Genomic DNA, 12,074 nt, shown 5'->3' on the forward strand with positions numbered 1-12,074 from the left:
CGTGGCCTGGGCCCCTCCCCCCCTCGCGATCCAATGGATCGGCCCGCTCTGGGCCGGGCTGTCGGCCCTGGTGCTCGCCGCCGTCGGCACGGTCGCGTTCGGGCCCGTGCCGGGCGTCGCCGCGCTCGCGGCCCTCGGTTTCGCGGCCAGCTGGGGGGCGAGCTGGGCCTCGGTGACGCTGAGCCGCCGCTGCGTAAGTCTGGTGGCCCCGGCCCTCCCGGCGACCGCGCCTGCGGAGCCGGCCCCGGGGGACCGGCCGGCCGATGCCGCCCCGCAGGATGCGGCGGGACGCGGGGAGGCCCGGGGCGAGGTCCCGGCCGAGATTCCCGCAGCCCTGGCCGCCCTGGCCGAGCACCTCGCGGTCTACGATCGCCTGTTCGAGCGCGCCGCCAGCGACACGGCCTCGGTCACCACCGAGACCGAGGCCGCCGCCTACGACATCATGACCAGCCTGCGCGCGGTCGACGGCGCGATGAGCGAGCTGCTGGCCTTCCTCGACCTGTCCGGCTCCAACGCCCGGGTGGTGGAGATCGTCGACCAGACCGACGAGCAGCTCACCGAGAACCGCCGCCTGATCGGCGACTTCCTGGTTCGGCGCGACCAGGACGTGGTGGAGTGCCGGCAGCGCCTCGACGAGCTCGACCTCGCGACCGCGCAGCTGACGCGGGCGACCGAGGGCGTGCAGACCATCGCCCGCCAGACCAACCTGCTCGCCTTGAACGCGACGATCGAGGCGGCCCGGGCCGAGAAGGCCGGGGCTGGCTTCGCCGTGGTGGCCAAGGAGGTCAAGGAACTCTCGAACGCCTCGGCCGACACCGCGACCCGGATCGCCCAGGATCTCGCGGCCCTGCGCGAATCCATCCGGGAGAACTTCGCTACCCTGGTCAACGACCGCGTCGAGGGCGAGCGCGGGGAGCTGATGAAGATCGCGTCGGCGATCGCCGGCCTGACGGAGAACATGGAGCGTCTGGTCGCCCATCAGCGGGACACGCTGGTGAAAGTCCAAGAGGAGAGTGCCCGGATCGCGCAGCCGATCGTCCGGCTCATCGGCTCGATCCAGTTTCAGGACGTCACGCGACAGCGTCTGCAACATCTCGAAAGCATCTTTGCCGCAGCACGGACGCATCTCCACGCGCTGGATCTATCGAATCTCTTGACGAAATCTTGGCCCGACGTTAAGTCTTTCGCAGAAATCGCCCTCTCAGAAGGCCCATCTCCTCCGAGAAATAATGTAAATAACAATAATGATATCGAGTTATTTTAGGATACATTGATATATCTATACTTGTTGAGTGCATTTATCCCGTTGACGGGATCTGTGATGCACGTTTTCAGCGCTTCCAGCAGGAGGATTGATCCATGGCATCGGTCCTACTGACGGATGACGTGCCGGTCGTGCGGATGACGGTCCGGCGGTTTCTCGAGCGGGGCCAGCACACGGTCCTGGAATGCGCCTCGGCGGCAGAGGCGGAGGCGCTGTTGAGCAGCCGGCCGTTCGACATCCTGGTCACCGACCTGTGGATGCCCGGACGGGACGGCCTGACGCTGATCGGCTGGGTCAAGGCGAACAGGCCCGGCTTGCCCATCATCGCGATCACCGGGGGGGCCCCGCGGGCGCCGCAGCTCTTCTCGATGGAGGAGGCCGCGCGCGTCGGGGCCGACCGCGTGCTCATGAAGCCGGTCGGCATGCAGGAGCTCCTGGCCGCAATCTCCGCCCTCGCCCCAGCGGCCGCCAGGGAGTGACCGAATCTATGCACGGCATCGGACGAATCCTTCTCCAGAACAGGGCGGGCGTGCTCGATGCCTGGCTCGCACGCCTGCGCGACACCGCGCCGAAGGCGCAGCCGGCCTCGCTGCAGCTGCTCAAGCTGGAGCTGGGCACGCTGGTCGAGAAGCTGACGGCCTACTTCCTCGCGGGCGATGGCGACGGCGCCAAGCCCGCGTTCAGATCCGTCGAGGAACAGGCCGCCACGATCAGCGCCGCCTGCGCCCGCGACGGCCTGACACCGATGGAGACCGCCACGCTCATCCTGTCGCTGAAGGCGGTCGCGGGCGAGCTGCTCGATCGCGAGACCACCGCCAAGGCGACCGAACTCTACAGGATGCGCACCGCCCTCGATGCGGTGGTCGACAAGCTGGCTCTCATCACCTTCGCGACCTTCGTCGAGACCCGCGAGGAGATCATCAAGCGCCAGGGTCGGGCGCTCCTCGACCTGGCGACCCCGGCCCTGCCGATCTGGCGCCACATCATCCTGATGCCGCTCGTCGGGATCATCGACACGCAGCGGGCCCGGCAGGTGATGGAATGGCTGCTGGAGGCGCTCGCCCGCGAGGAGGCGCATATCGCGATCCTCGACGTGACCGGCGTGCCGCTGATCGACAGCCGCGTCGCCCTGCACCTGACCAAGACCGTCGAAGCCGCGCGCCTGCTCGGCTCCCGGGTGATCGTGACCGGCATCAGTCCGGATGCGGCCCAGACGCTTGTGAAGCTCGACGTCGACCTGTCGAGCATGATCACCCGGGGGACCCTGCGGGCCGGACTGGCCGAGGCCTTCCGGCTCCTCGGCCAGCAGTCCAAGGACACGCTCGAGACGAGCTTTTGATGCGCGTCCCCATCCTCCGGCTCGGCCGCGTCCTCCTGACCTCCCTGCCGGCCGACCTGACCGACCAGCAGGTGATGGACCTCCAGATCGACGCCCTCGCGCTGATCCAGGCCGGAAAGGCCGACGGCCTCGTGATCGACATCACGGCCGCGGACGTCGTCGATTCCTACATGGCCCGGATCCTCTCGGAGACGGCCAAGATGGTGACGATCATGGGCGGCGTGGCGGTCCTGGCCGGGATGCAGCCCGCCGTGGCCCTGACCCTCGTGGAGATGGGCCGGGGCATGATCGACATGGAGACCGCCTTCGATCTCGAAGGCGGCGTGGCCAAGGTCGGTCGGATGGTGGCTGCCCGCGGAGGTCGCCATGACGAAGTCCCGACCGCCTGATCGCTCGGAACCGGACCCGGGAGCGTCCGGCACCGCGACGCGCGCGGTCGTCGACATCCGGGTCCAGGGCGACATCCTGCAGGCCCGCCAGGCGAGCCGCGCCGCCGCCGCCGCGATCGGGTTCGGCACCGTCGATCAGACTCGCCTGGCCACGGTCGTCTCCGAGCTCACCCGCAACACCCTGACCTATGCCGGCGGCGGCGAGTGCCGCGTGCTGACCCGGCTGACGGCCCAGGAGCGGAGCATCGTGATCGAGGTCGAGGACCAGGGCCCCGGCATCGCCGACGTCGGCGGCGCGATGACGCGCGGATACTCCACCGGGGGCGGCCTCGGCCTCGGCCTCGCCGCCGTGCACAAGCTGATGGACGCCATGACCATCGAGACCCGTCCGGGCCGCACCCTGGTCCGGGCCGGCATGACGAGGCGCCGATGAGTCCGGAACCGGACGTGGTGACCGTCAACGTGACGCGCGAGATCGACGCCGCCGAGGCGCGGCAGGAGGCGCGGCGGCTCGCCCTGCGCCACGGCTTCACCACGGTGCGGGCGCATGGCCTCGCGACGGCGGTCTCCGAACTCGCCATGAATCTCGTCCTTCACACCGAGCGCGGCGGGCTGATCCGCCTGACCGCGCAGGATGCGACCGGGGCGGCCATGATTGAGCTCGTCGCCGAGGATGACGGCCCCGGGATCCCCGATCTCGCGCTGGCCATGGAGGACGGCTTCTCGACCCGCGGCGGCCTGGGCTGCGGTCTCCCGGGGACGCGCCGGCTGGTCGACGCCTTCGCGATCACCTCCCATGTCGGGAAAGGGACCCGCATCGTCTGCCTGGTGCGGCGGCCATGATCCCGAGCCCCGCCATCGCCGCGGCGACCCGGGCCTATCCCGGCGAGACCGTGTGCGGCGACATGGTCGCCTGGTGGCAGGAGCGGGACGCGACCCTCGCCTGCATCGTCGACGGCCTGGGCCACGGGCCGGAGGCCCACCATGCCGCCCGGAGCCTGCTCGCAGTGGTCGAGGGGCAGGCGGGGCACGAGCCGACGCAGCGGCTCGCCACCGCCGACAAGGCCATGCGCCACACCCGCGGCGCCGCGGCGGCTTTGGTGCGGATCGACTCCGAGGCTCGAACCGTCACGGCGGCGGCGGTCGGCAACATCCAGGGGGCGCTGTTCTCCGCCCGGACGCTCCGGTTCGACGGCATGCCGGGGATCGTCGGGGCGGGCCTGCGCCCGCTCAAGCCCCTCGTCCTGCCGTTCGCCGCCGGCGACATCCTGGTCCTGTGGACCGACGGTCTGCGGCCGGTGGATCTGGAAGCCGATCCGCCGGCGCTTCGCGGCGATCCCGCGCGCCTCGCCGCCGACCTGATGGCCAGCCACGGACGCCGGAGCGACGATTGCGGCGTCCTCTGCGTCGCGTTCGGCGCGTGACGCCGCATGAACAGCCTCCTGCAGCGCTACACCGCCGGCATGGCGCACTACGTCGCCACGGCGGCCGAGGCGCCGCTCCTCGACATTGAGGAACTCGGTCGCCTGGCGATCACCGACGACATCTCCCTCGACGAGATCGCCGGGCTGCATGAGGGCGCGGCGCTGGCGCTGACCGACCAGGGCGTACCGATCAACCAGCCGGAGATTGTCCGGCGCATGTCGGCCTGCCTGAGCGCCCTGATGGTCTCGGCGGCGGTGGCCTACCGCACCAAGATCGACCTGCTCGAACAGCATCGGCAGCAGGAGCGCGACCGGACCGAGCGGAACCGGCAGCGCCTGGAGACGCTCGGCCAGTTCGTCGGCTCGGTGGCGCACGAGCTCAACAACCTGCTCCAGCCCGTGCGCGGGATGACCGAGATCATGCTGGCCGACCTCGCCGAGGGGCGGCCGCCCGAGCGCGCCGACCTCGAGACCGTGGAGGCCTGTGCGATCCAGGCGGTCGGCGTCATCCAGGGCATCCTGGCCTATGTCCGGCGCGAGACGATCGCGCCCCAGAGCCTCGCCTTCGGGGCCGCCGTGGCGACCGCCTGTACCTTCATCCGGCCGATGCTGCGCGAGCCGTTCGAGGTCGTGATCCACGACCAGGACACCGCGGTCCTGGCCCTCCAGAGCGAGCTGACCCAGATCCTGCTGAACCTGCTCCAGAACGCCGTGCAGGCCGGGGCGACGCGCATGCGGGTCGAGGTCGACCGGATCGGCGGCGACTGGGCGGGCGGCGCCGGAGCGCGAGCGTGGATGCGGCTCCGGGTGATCGACGATGGCCAGGGCATGTCCGCCGCCGTCGCGGCCCACGCGTTCGATCCGTATTTCACCACCAAGGCGACCGGCCAGGGCACCGGCCTCGGGCTCGCGATCGTCAGGAGCATCGTGGTCGGCTGGTCGGGCGACCTGCAGCTCGAATCGGAGCCGGGCCACGGAACCACCGTCACCCTGCTGCTGCCGGTCTCCGTCGGCTGACGCGATCCGGGCGGGCGCGGTAAGGCCGTGTCGGCATTGACCTTTCCGGAATCGATCAACAGCCCTCCACCGCAATCGCGGTCCGTGGCCGCGAACGGGTTGAACCCCGGCGGCATCCGCGCTTTGTTCTCCATATGTTCCAGCAGGACGGATTGGCAATGCGCGCAACCCCGCACGAACCGCCCGCGGAGATTCCGCTCAGCGAAGCCGAGGCGATCGCATTGGCCTATCATCGCGCCGCGCGGGGTGACGCCTGGAACGCACTGGTCGCGGCGATCACGGACGCGCTGACCGATCTCGGCGAGGTCGAACGGCGCGCGGCGCAGCAGAGCCGGCTGATCTCCCGCGGCTATGCCCGCTGCCGGACGGGGGCGAACTGAGCGTGACCGGTCCGGCGGCGCCCCTTGCAGCGGGTCGCAACTTCTGGTAATAATTCCTTCTGTATGAAAATAAGCTTGACCTCGCCCGTGATGGGAGCCAGCCATGGGCGACATCAACGATGAACGGCGTCGCCTCTCGGCGACGTGGCTTAACACGATCGCGTCCGGCGTGGTCTCCGCCGGCTCGTGCGGCTCGCTGCTGGCCTACAGCTTCGGCCCCCGGCCCGGCATCAGCGGGCTTCAGGTCCTGGTGGTCTCGACCTGCGCGCTGGGCCTCGGCGCGACGCTCCACCTCCTGGCCCGCGCGCTCCTCAGCAACCGTTGACGTGACGCCGCCGGCAGGGTCTTGGAGGCCGAATCCGTATAAGACCCCGACGACCCTGCCGATCCGGAACCCGCCATGACGCCGGCCGAGCGCGATCGCTTCGAGAAGTGCCTGGCCCTGGCGGCCCGGGGCGCGACCGCGGGCGAGCGGGACGCAGCGCGGGCCGCCGCCGAGCGCATCGCGGCGGGGGCCGGCCTGACGCTGGCCGAGGCGACCGCGTCCTTGACCGCCTCCCTGGGCGGTTCGCGGCCTTCTGCGGATTCGGAGCCTCCGCGCCAGCCGCCGCAATCCCCGCGGCGTCCCTTCGCCTGGGCGCAGCCGAAGGAGCCGGTGAAGCCGATCACCGCCGAAGAATTGCGGCGCCAGAAGGCCGAGACGGACGCTTGGAAGAAGCGCGCCTCCGCCTCGGCCGAGCTCAAACGAAAGCGGGAACGGGCCGAGCAGGAGGCCTATGCGGCCCAGCAACGTGCCGAGCAGGCGGAGCGCGACCGGGAATGGGCCGCCGCGCGGGCACGCCGGACGGCGCCCTGATCTTCGGCCTTCCGCCGCGCGTCAGGGGGGGTGATCGTCGGCCCCGTCGCGCGCGGCACAGGAGGCCGCAGAGCGGCGGCGAGACCCGCCGAAACCCGCCCCGCCCGTATGGTGACGAGGCCGGGCGTCGATCGGGTGTCGCGATCAGCGGCCGCGGCGGGTGAGCCAGCCGGCCGCGAAGGCCAGCGCTGCGATGCCGAGCAGGGTGCTGGTGCGGTTGGAGTCGGCGTAGCGGACGGCCTGACGCCCGTAGGTCTCGCCGCGGCTGCGAACCTCGCGGGCGTAGCGGCGGCCGTCGTCGATCAGGTGGTCGGCGCGCTCGGAGGCAACGTGAGCCAGGTGGCGGCCATCCTCGGCGAGATCCTCGGCCCGGTCGCGGGCGCGGCCGTAGACGTATTGCGCGCCGCCGGCCACCTGGTTCACGGCGCCGCGGACCTGCCGGCCCGGATCGCCGGTGATGCCGCCGAGGGTGGTCTGGGCCCGGCCCTTCACGTGACGGGACGCGCCCTCGATCTGGTCGCGGTTCATGCTGCTCTCCTGGTTTTGCGGTTGCTCGGGACGGGACCGGCCCTGCCGGCCCCGCCGAACGGGTTCAGCTCCGGCCGGTGACCTTGTCGGCCAGGGTCTTGGCGCCGTCCTTGACGTCGCCCACGGTCTTCTGCGCCTCGCCCTTGAGCTCCTGCGCCTTGCCCTCGGCCACGAGCTTGTCGTTGCCCGTCACATTGCCGGCGGCCTGCTTGACGTTGCCCACGGCCTCGTTGGCCAGACCCTTGATCTTGTCGGTGGTGCTGCTCATCGAAACTCTCCTTCAGCGTTGCGCGATGGCCGGCGGATGCCGGTCGGATGGGGTCCCCGCCGGTGGGCGGGGACCGACGGGGATCAGGCGCGGCGGGTCTCGTAGGCGCCGAGCAGGGTGACGGGCTTGGGGGCGCCGAGGCGGCCACCCAGGAAGGCGGCGAGTGCGCCGAGCACCAGCGCCAGGGCGGCGTAGAAGGCGCCCTGCGTGGCTGCAGACTTGGTGGCGACGGCTGCGGCCTCGGCCTTCTGCTTGGCGGTGGCGACGGCCTGATCGTACTGCTTCTCGTAGTCCTGGATCTGCTGCTTGGCCTGGTCGACCGGGATGTTCTGCGCCTTGGCCAGCGCGTCGGCCGCGCGGGTCTCGGCCTGCTGCTTCTGAGCCGGGTCACCGGTGAACAGCGCCTTCACGGCCGCCACGGCGGCATCGCGGGCGGCCTGCGGGTCCTGGCCGGCAGCCTGCTGGCGGACCGTGCTCTCGATCCCGTCGAGGGGGTTCGTGATCTTGGCGAGCGAGGGCGCGGCGGCCTGCGCGGCCGTCTGCACGGTGCCGCCGACGAGGCTGCCGGCGCCGCCCAGCGTACTGGTCACGCCGTTGAAGGCGCCGCCGATGAGGCCGCCGACCGCGGAGGTCAGCAGGTAGAGCACCACCAGGGTCGTCACCGCCCAGGACACCAGGCCGTGCAGGCCGGCCGTCCCCGGCAGCGGCTTGCCGGACAGGCGCCCGGCAATGGCGCCGCCGACCAGCGCGGCCACGATGCCCGAGGCCACGAACCAGATCCCGGCGCCCATGGAGGCGGTCGAGGCGGCCGGGTTGTCGGCGGCCTCCGGCCCGAAGGAGGCCAGGCCCACGCCGGCGCCGATCAGGTTCAGGATCACCTGGGTCACCAGCGCGGTGGTGGCTCCGGCGAAGATCGCCCCCCAGGAGACCTGGTTGAGCAGGACGGCGCGCGTATCGGCGAGCGCTCCTGTCGCGACGGGGGACGCAGTGGTCTGGATGGTGGTCACGCTGTTACTCCGGGTCGTCGGTCGTCTGTGGAAGTGGAAGCTGGGATCAGTCGCGGCTGGCGCTGACTAGGAGGCCGAGGCCGAAGCCGGCGAGGCCGGCGACCAGCAGGGAGGCGAGCGGGTACTCGGCGACCTGATGGCTCACCTCGCGGGTGCCCCGGCGCAGGTAGTGGCCGCCGCGCTCGTAGGCGTCCTCGGCGTAGTCGGCGGCCTCGTCGGCGGCGTGCCGGACCGTGTCCCGGGCCTGGCCGTAGAGATTCTCAGCCTGCCCGCTTGCCGCGCGGAACAGGCCCTCGACGGAATCACTCCGCGAGCCGGTGAGGTCGCCGACCGCGCCCTGCACCTTGCCGCCGAGTTCCTTCGCAGCACCCGTGATCCTGTCGATATCGACCATGTCGTCCTCCGGTGATGTCTTGTTCGATGCCGGCAGCACCCCGCGGGGCACCGGTTGGAAACGTGGCTCAGTCGTCACGGGGCCCGGCGGGCTTGTGCGGCCGGGCTGCCTGCTTCTGCCGGCGGCCCTCGGCCTCAACCCGGGTGTCCCCGATCAGCTTGCCGATGGCCTCCTTCACCGAGGCCTTGAGGTGATCGGCGGAGGGTAATTTTGCGGGTTCGGTCATGGGTACCTCGTTGGGGTTGAGAAGACCCGGGACCGGACATCAGATGTGCGCAATAGTTGCGCATTCAATAGTACAAAAATACCAGTTTTTTAGGCAGCCATACCGACTTTCTGCGGGGAGATCGTCCCACGATCCGCTTCAAAGGATCGCCGATATTTGTAAGAAGCGGATCCGTGAGCCGACGCCGATGGGCCGGATCGTCTGTCTTCGACGTATGCCGTCACGATCCGTCCGGCTCCCCTGGTGCTGATCCCTGCCCTGTCGACAGCGGGGCTCAAACGGATTGCGCACAAGCAGGTTCCCTGACCTACGTTATTTTTACTGGTATGCCTGCATCACTGACGCGGTTGTTATCTATCAGAAGCGGTCTCCATCCGAGCGATAGGGTGTATCGACAGTCTGGACGGGACTTCCAACCGAGCGGTCCCAGGCGCGTGGGGAACACGTGCCGCCCGAGTTCGCAGCCGACCCGGGCATGCGTCACCGGCAGCACGGATGGTTTCGCGTCGGGCGGATACCTGAGCCCTCTGGTCCGTTGCCAGTATCCGCAGAGGGTCGGTCAGTCCCGCCACTGGCGGACAAGGATCAACCCCATGACACTCTTGATGATGGTCGCGCTGGCCCTCGCGGCGCTCGGCGCGCTGGTCACGCATTCCGCCTATCGGTTCGCGCCGGTCACGAACAAGTTCGCCGGCTGGGACGTCGCCTTCGTGAGCGGCATCAGCGTTACCGCGCTCGGTAGCCTGGGCGCGCTGCTGCTGGTCTTCACCGCCTGACGGATCGGGATCGCCACTCCGGGCGGCGCATAAGGCCACAGGGGCGGACCTATCCGCTCAGCGACCTGTTCCTCCCTGACTCGTTCCGGCCCGTCTCGTGATCGAAGCCGGGCCCAAATCCCCAAATTCAACGTGGACCGATGCCGAATCAGCATCTGTTTCCGCGGTGCGCGCTCCAGTCCCCGCATCGGCGGGTCAACGAGGTTACCAGATGGCAGAACACCTTTCGGGTCAGGACGGGCGGCAGGGCAAGCGCGGCAAACCGGCACTCTACGTCCTGGTGGCCAGCGTCGCGCTGATGGTCGCCGCGCTCGCCGGGCTGATGATGTGGCAGGGCGCGAGTTCACCCCCGGATTACGCCAGCCAGAGCCAGGCGGCCTCGCGCAAGCAGGTCACCGGCAGCGAGAGCGGCACCGGCGGTGGCACCTCACCGTCCAACAGCAGCGCGGTTCCGGGTGGTAACCCGTCCTATCCGCAGCCCGCCGCCCGCAGCGCCAATCCGTGACCCGGCACGATCACCGGTGCGCGGCGGAGATCTGCCGCGAGCAGGGCTGGCACGTCGGGACCTGCCTCGTCGGTGATGCCGGCTACGGACCGACCGTCATCCAGATCACCGCCCTGGGGGATCGGGTCATGCTCGCCAAGATCCTCAGCCACGGCCGCATGGCCGTGGCCTACAACGAGGCCCAGGCGTGGTCTTTGTCGCTGCGTGACTGGCGATCGGTCGGCTGATCCGGCTCCATGTGGTACGCAGCTGCCTGGAACAGGATGAACCGCAGGGGCGATTCGGCCGAGCGCCAAATCCCGCTTGCCAAGTCACGAGGTGAACGATGACAGCGCTGCTCGATCAACTCCGCACCATGACCGTGGTGGTCGCCGATACCGGCGATATCGGCGCCATCGAGAAGCTCAAGCCGGTCGATTGCACCACCAACCCGTCGCTGCTGCTCAAGGCGGCCGGCATGGAGGGCCTTGCGCCGATCGTCGACGAGGCCGTGGCCTGGGGCAAGGCGCGGGGAGGCGAGACCGAGGATGTCATCCAGGCGGTGGCCGACCGGCTCGCCGTGTCGGTCGGCTACGAACTGACCAAGCTGGTGCCGGGCCGGGTCTCCACCGAGGTCGACGCCAACCTGTCGTTCAACACCGACCGGACGCTGGAGAAGGCCCGGGCGATCGTCCGCGCCTACGACGAGCGCGGCGTGTCGCGCGACCGGGTGCTGATCAAGATCGCCTCGACCTGGGAGGGTATCCAGGCGGCGCGCGTGCTCCAGCGCGAGGGCGTGGACTGCAACCTGACTTTGCTGTTCTCCCTGGTCCAAGCCATGGCTTGCGCCGATGCCGGGGTGTTCCTGATTTCGCCCTTCGTCGGCCGGATCACCGATTGGTACGCCAAGGCCGAGGGCAAGACCTTTACGGGGGCGGAGGATCCCGGCGTCCAGTCGGTGCGGGCGATCTACGCCGCCTACAAGGCGCGCGGGATCAAAACCGTCGTGATGGGCGCCTCGTTCCGCAACATCGGCCAGATCCAGGCGCTCGCCGGCTGCGATCGCCTGACGATCTCACCGAAGCTGCTGGAGGAGCTGGCGGCGACGGAGGGCCCCCTCCCCCGCGCCCTGTCGCCGGACTCCTACGGCGAGCCGCCCGCCGTGCCCGCGACCGACGAGTTCTCGTTCCGCTGGGAGATGAACGAGAGCGCGATGGCGACGGAAAAGCTCGCCGAGGGCATCCGGCAGTTCGGCAGCGACCTGCGCGCGCTGCACACGCTCATCCGCGACCGGCTCGCCCGCGGGTGACTTGAGAAGGCCCTAGGCCAAGAGGTGGGAGCCGGCCCGGAACGCGGGTCGGACCCGCGTTCCGCCGGTGGATCGTTCCAGACGACTGCCGAGTTTAAGTCCCCGCCGCATCTGCCGCGGTTCGGAGTGAGCCGTGTACAATCCCTATTTCTCTTGGATGATGCTGGCGATCGAGGCGCAGCGCGTGGTCGAACTACGCTTGGTCCGCCTCGCCTGGGGCGGCAGCCAGGGACTGGCCGAGGCACAATCCATGGTCACCGAGAAGATGCACGCCGCCGGCGAGGCCATGACGACGCTGATGACCGGCGGCTCCCCGGAGACCGTCATCGCCCGCTACCGCGAGCATGTGGCACACAACACCAAGCGCCTGACCGCGGCGGCCTGACCGGCGCGCCCTCCCGGGCGACAAATCC

General features: G+C 69.9%; 21 protein-coding genes. 16 read left to right on the forward strand and 5 right to left on the reverse strand.

All coding sequences use genetic code 11. The annotated features are described in order from the left end of the window. The first annotated feature begins 1 nt into the window (after position 1). The 11 genes from MKL09_RS32185 (at position 2) to MKL09_RS07710 (ending at position 6,669) form a co-directional block, all read left to right on the forward strand. Entirely contained in the window at positions 2–1,264 is a 1,263-nt protein-coding gene (locus MKL09_RS32185; protein WP_244019292.1) for a methyl-accepting chemotaxis protein, read from the forward strand. Between the two features lie 95 nt (positions 1,265–1,359). Beyond that, entirely contained in the window at positions 1,360–1,743 is a 384-nt protein-coding gene (locus MKL09_RS07665) for a response regulator (protein ID WP_244019294.1), read from the forward strand. Between the two features lie 8 nt (positions 1,744–1,751). Beyond that, on the forward strand, positions 1,752–2,603 hold the full coding sequence (locus MKL09_RS07670; RefSeq protein ID WP_244019295.1) for an STAS domain-containing protein: 852 nt from the start codon (positions 1,752–1,754) through the stop codon (positions 2,601–2,603). Further along, positions 2,603–2,992 carry an STAS domain-containing protein gene (locus MKL09_RS07675; RefSeq protein ID WP_244019296.1) on the forward strand — a complete coding sequence of 130 codons (390 nt, stop codon included), beginning with the start codon at positions 2,603–2,605 and terminating at the stop codon, positions 2,990–2,992. The genes MKL09_RS07670 and MKL09_RS07675 overlap by 1 nt, the downstream gene beginning before the upstream one ends. Next, positions 2,970–3,425, forward strand: a complete 456-nt coding sequence (locus MKL09_RS07680) for an ATP-binding protein (RefSeq protein WP_244019297.1) — start codon at positions 2,970–2,972, stop codon at positions 3,423–3,425. Before MKL09_RS07675 ends, MKL09_RS07680 begins: the two co-directional genes overlap by 23 nt. Next, positions 3,422–3,835, forward strand: coding sequence for an anti-sigma regulatory factor (locus MKL09_RS07685; protein WP_244019298.1), 414 nt, complete (start codon positions 3,422–3,424; stop codon positions 3,833–3,835). The genes MKL09_RS07680 and MKL09_RS07685 overlap by 4 nt, the downstream gene beginning before the upstream one ends. Beyond that, positions 3,832–4,416 carry a SpoIIE family protein phosphatase gene (locus MKL09_RS07690; RefSeq protein ID WP_244019299.1) on the forward strand — a complete coding sequence of 195 codons (585 nt, stop codon included), beginning with the start codon at positions 3,832–3,834 and terminating at the stop codon, positions 4,414–4,416. The genes MKL09_RS07685 and MKL09_RS07690 overlap by 4 nt, the downstream gene beginning before the upstream one ends. Before the next feature lie 6 nt (positions 4,417–4,422). Then, complete coding sequence (locus MKL09_RS07695; protein WP_244019300.1) at positions 4,423–5,433, forward strand: sensor histidine kinase; 1,011 nt, start codon at positions 4,423–4,425, stop codon at positions 5,431–5,433. A gap of 134 nt (positions 5,434–5,567) precedes the next feature. Next, a complete protein-coding gene (locus MKL09_RS07700) occupies positions 5,568–5,813 on the forward strand; it encodes a hypothetical protein (RefSeq protein ID WP_244019301.1) in 246 nt (81 codons plus the stop codon). Positions 5,814–5,916: 103 nt separating this feature from the next. Further along, on the forward strand, positions 5,917–6,138 hold the full coding sequence (locus tag MKL09_RS07705; protein WP_243965999.1) for a hypothetical protein: 222 nt from the start codon (positions 5,917–5,919) through the stop codon (positions 6,136–6,138). Positions 6,139–6,213: 75 nt separating this feature from the next. Continuing rightward, the gene (locus MKL09_RS07710; RefSeq protein ID WP_244019302.1) at positions 6,214–6,669 is read left to right on the forward strand and encodes a hypothetical protein; all 456 of its coding nucleotides are present in this window, start codon (positions 6,214–6,216) and stop codon (positions 6,667–6,669) included. A 144-nt stretch (positions 6,670–6,813) separates the two neighbouring features. On the opposite strand, the gene MKL09_RS07715 is transcribed toward MKL09_RS07710, so the two are convergent. From MKL09_RS07715 to MKL09_RS07735, 5 genes are all read right to left on the reverse strand, one after another. Next, entirely contained in the window at positions 6,814–7,197 is a 384-nt protein-coding gene (locus MKL09_RS07715; RefSeq protein WP_244019304.1) for a CsbD family protein, read from the reverse strand. 64 nt (positions 7,198–7,261) lie between these two features. After that, positions 7,262–7,465 (reverse strand): CsbD family protein, encoded by a 204-nt coding sequence (locus MKL09_RS07720; RefSeq protein WP_244019306.1) that lies wholly within the window; start codon positions 7,463–7,465, stop codon positions 7,262–7,264. Positions 7,466–7,548: 83 nt separating this feature from the next. Next, on the reverse strand, positions 7,549–8,472 hold the full coding sequence (locus MKL09_RS07725; protein ID WP_244019307.1) for a PhnA-like protein: 924 nt from the start codon (positions 8,470–8,472) through the stop codon (positions 7,549–7,551). 46 nt (positions 8,473–8,518) lie between these two features. Next, complete coding sequence (locus MKL09_RS07730; protein ID WP_244019308.1) at positions 8,519–8,866, reverse strand: CsbD family protein; 348 nt, start codon at positions 8,864–8,866, stop codon at positions 8,519–8,521. Positions 8,867–8,933: 67 nt separating this feature from the next. After that, positions 8,934–9,092, reverse strand: a complete 159-nt coding sequence (locus MKL09_RS07735; RefSeq protein ID WP_244019309.1) for a CsbD family protein — start codon at positions 9,090–9,092, stop codon at positions 8,934–8,936. Between the two features lie 593 nt (positions 9,093–9,685). On the opposite strand from MKL09_RS07735, the gene MKL09_RS07740 reads away from it, so the two are divergent. The 5 genes from MKL09_RS07740 (at position 9,686) to MKL09_RS07760 (ending at position 12,046) form a co-directional block, all read left to right on the forward strand. Then, positions 9,686–9,868 carry a hypothetical protein gene (locus MKL09_RS07740; RefSeq protein WP_244019310.1) on the forward strand — a complete coding sequence of 61 codons (183 nt, stop codon included), beginning with the start codon at positions 9,686–9,688 and terminating at the stop codon, positions 9,866–9,868. A 211-nt stretch (positions 9,869–10,079) separates the two neighbouring features. Continuing rightward, positions 10,080–10,373 carry a hypothetical protein gene (locus MKL09_RS07745; RefSeq protein ID WP_244019311.1) on the forward strand — a complete coding sequence of 98 codons (294 nt, stop codon included), beginning with the start codon at positions 10,080–10,082 and terminating at the stop codon, positions 10,371–10,373. Next, positions 10,370–10,600 (forward strand): hypothetical protein, encoded by a 231-nt coding sequence (locus tag MKL09_RS07750; protein ID WP_244019312.1) that lies wholly within the window; start codon positions 10,370–10,372, stop codon positions 10,598–10,600. The genes MKL09_RS07745 and MKL09_RS07750 overlap by 4 nt, the downstream gene beginning before the upstream one ends. Before the next feature lie 98 nt (positions 10,601–10,698). Next, positions 10,699–11,661, forward strand: coding sequence for a transaldolase (gene tal / locus MKL09_RS07755; RefSeq protein WP_244019313.1), 963 nt, complete (start codon positions 10,699–10,701; stop codon positions 11,659–11,661). 157 nt (positions 11,662–11,818) lie between these two features. Next, the gene (locus MKL09_RS07760) at positions 11,819–12,046 is read left to right on the forward strand and encodes a hypothetical protein (RefSeq protein WP_279605736.1); all 228 of its coding nucleotides are present in this window, start codon (positions 11,819–11,821) and stop codon (positions 12,044–12,046) included. The last annotated feature ends 28 nt before the right edge of the window (positions 12,047–12,074 follow it).

The sequence above is a fragment of the Methylobacterium sp. J-048 genome (assembly GCF_022829515.1).
In the GTDB taxonomy this organism is placed as follows: Bacteria; Pseudomonadota; Alphaproteobacteria; order Rhizobiales; family Beijerinckiaceae; genus Methylobacterium.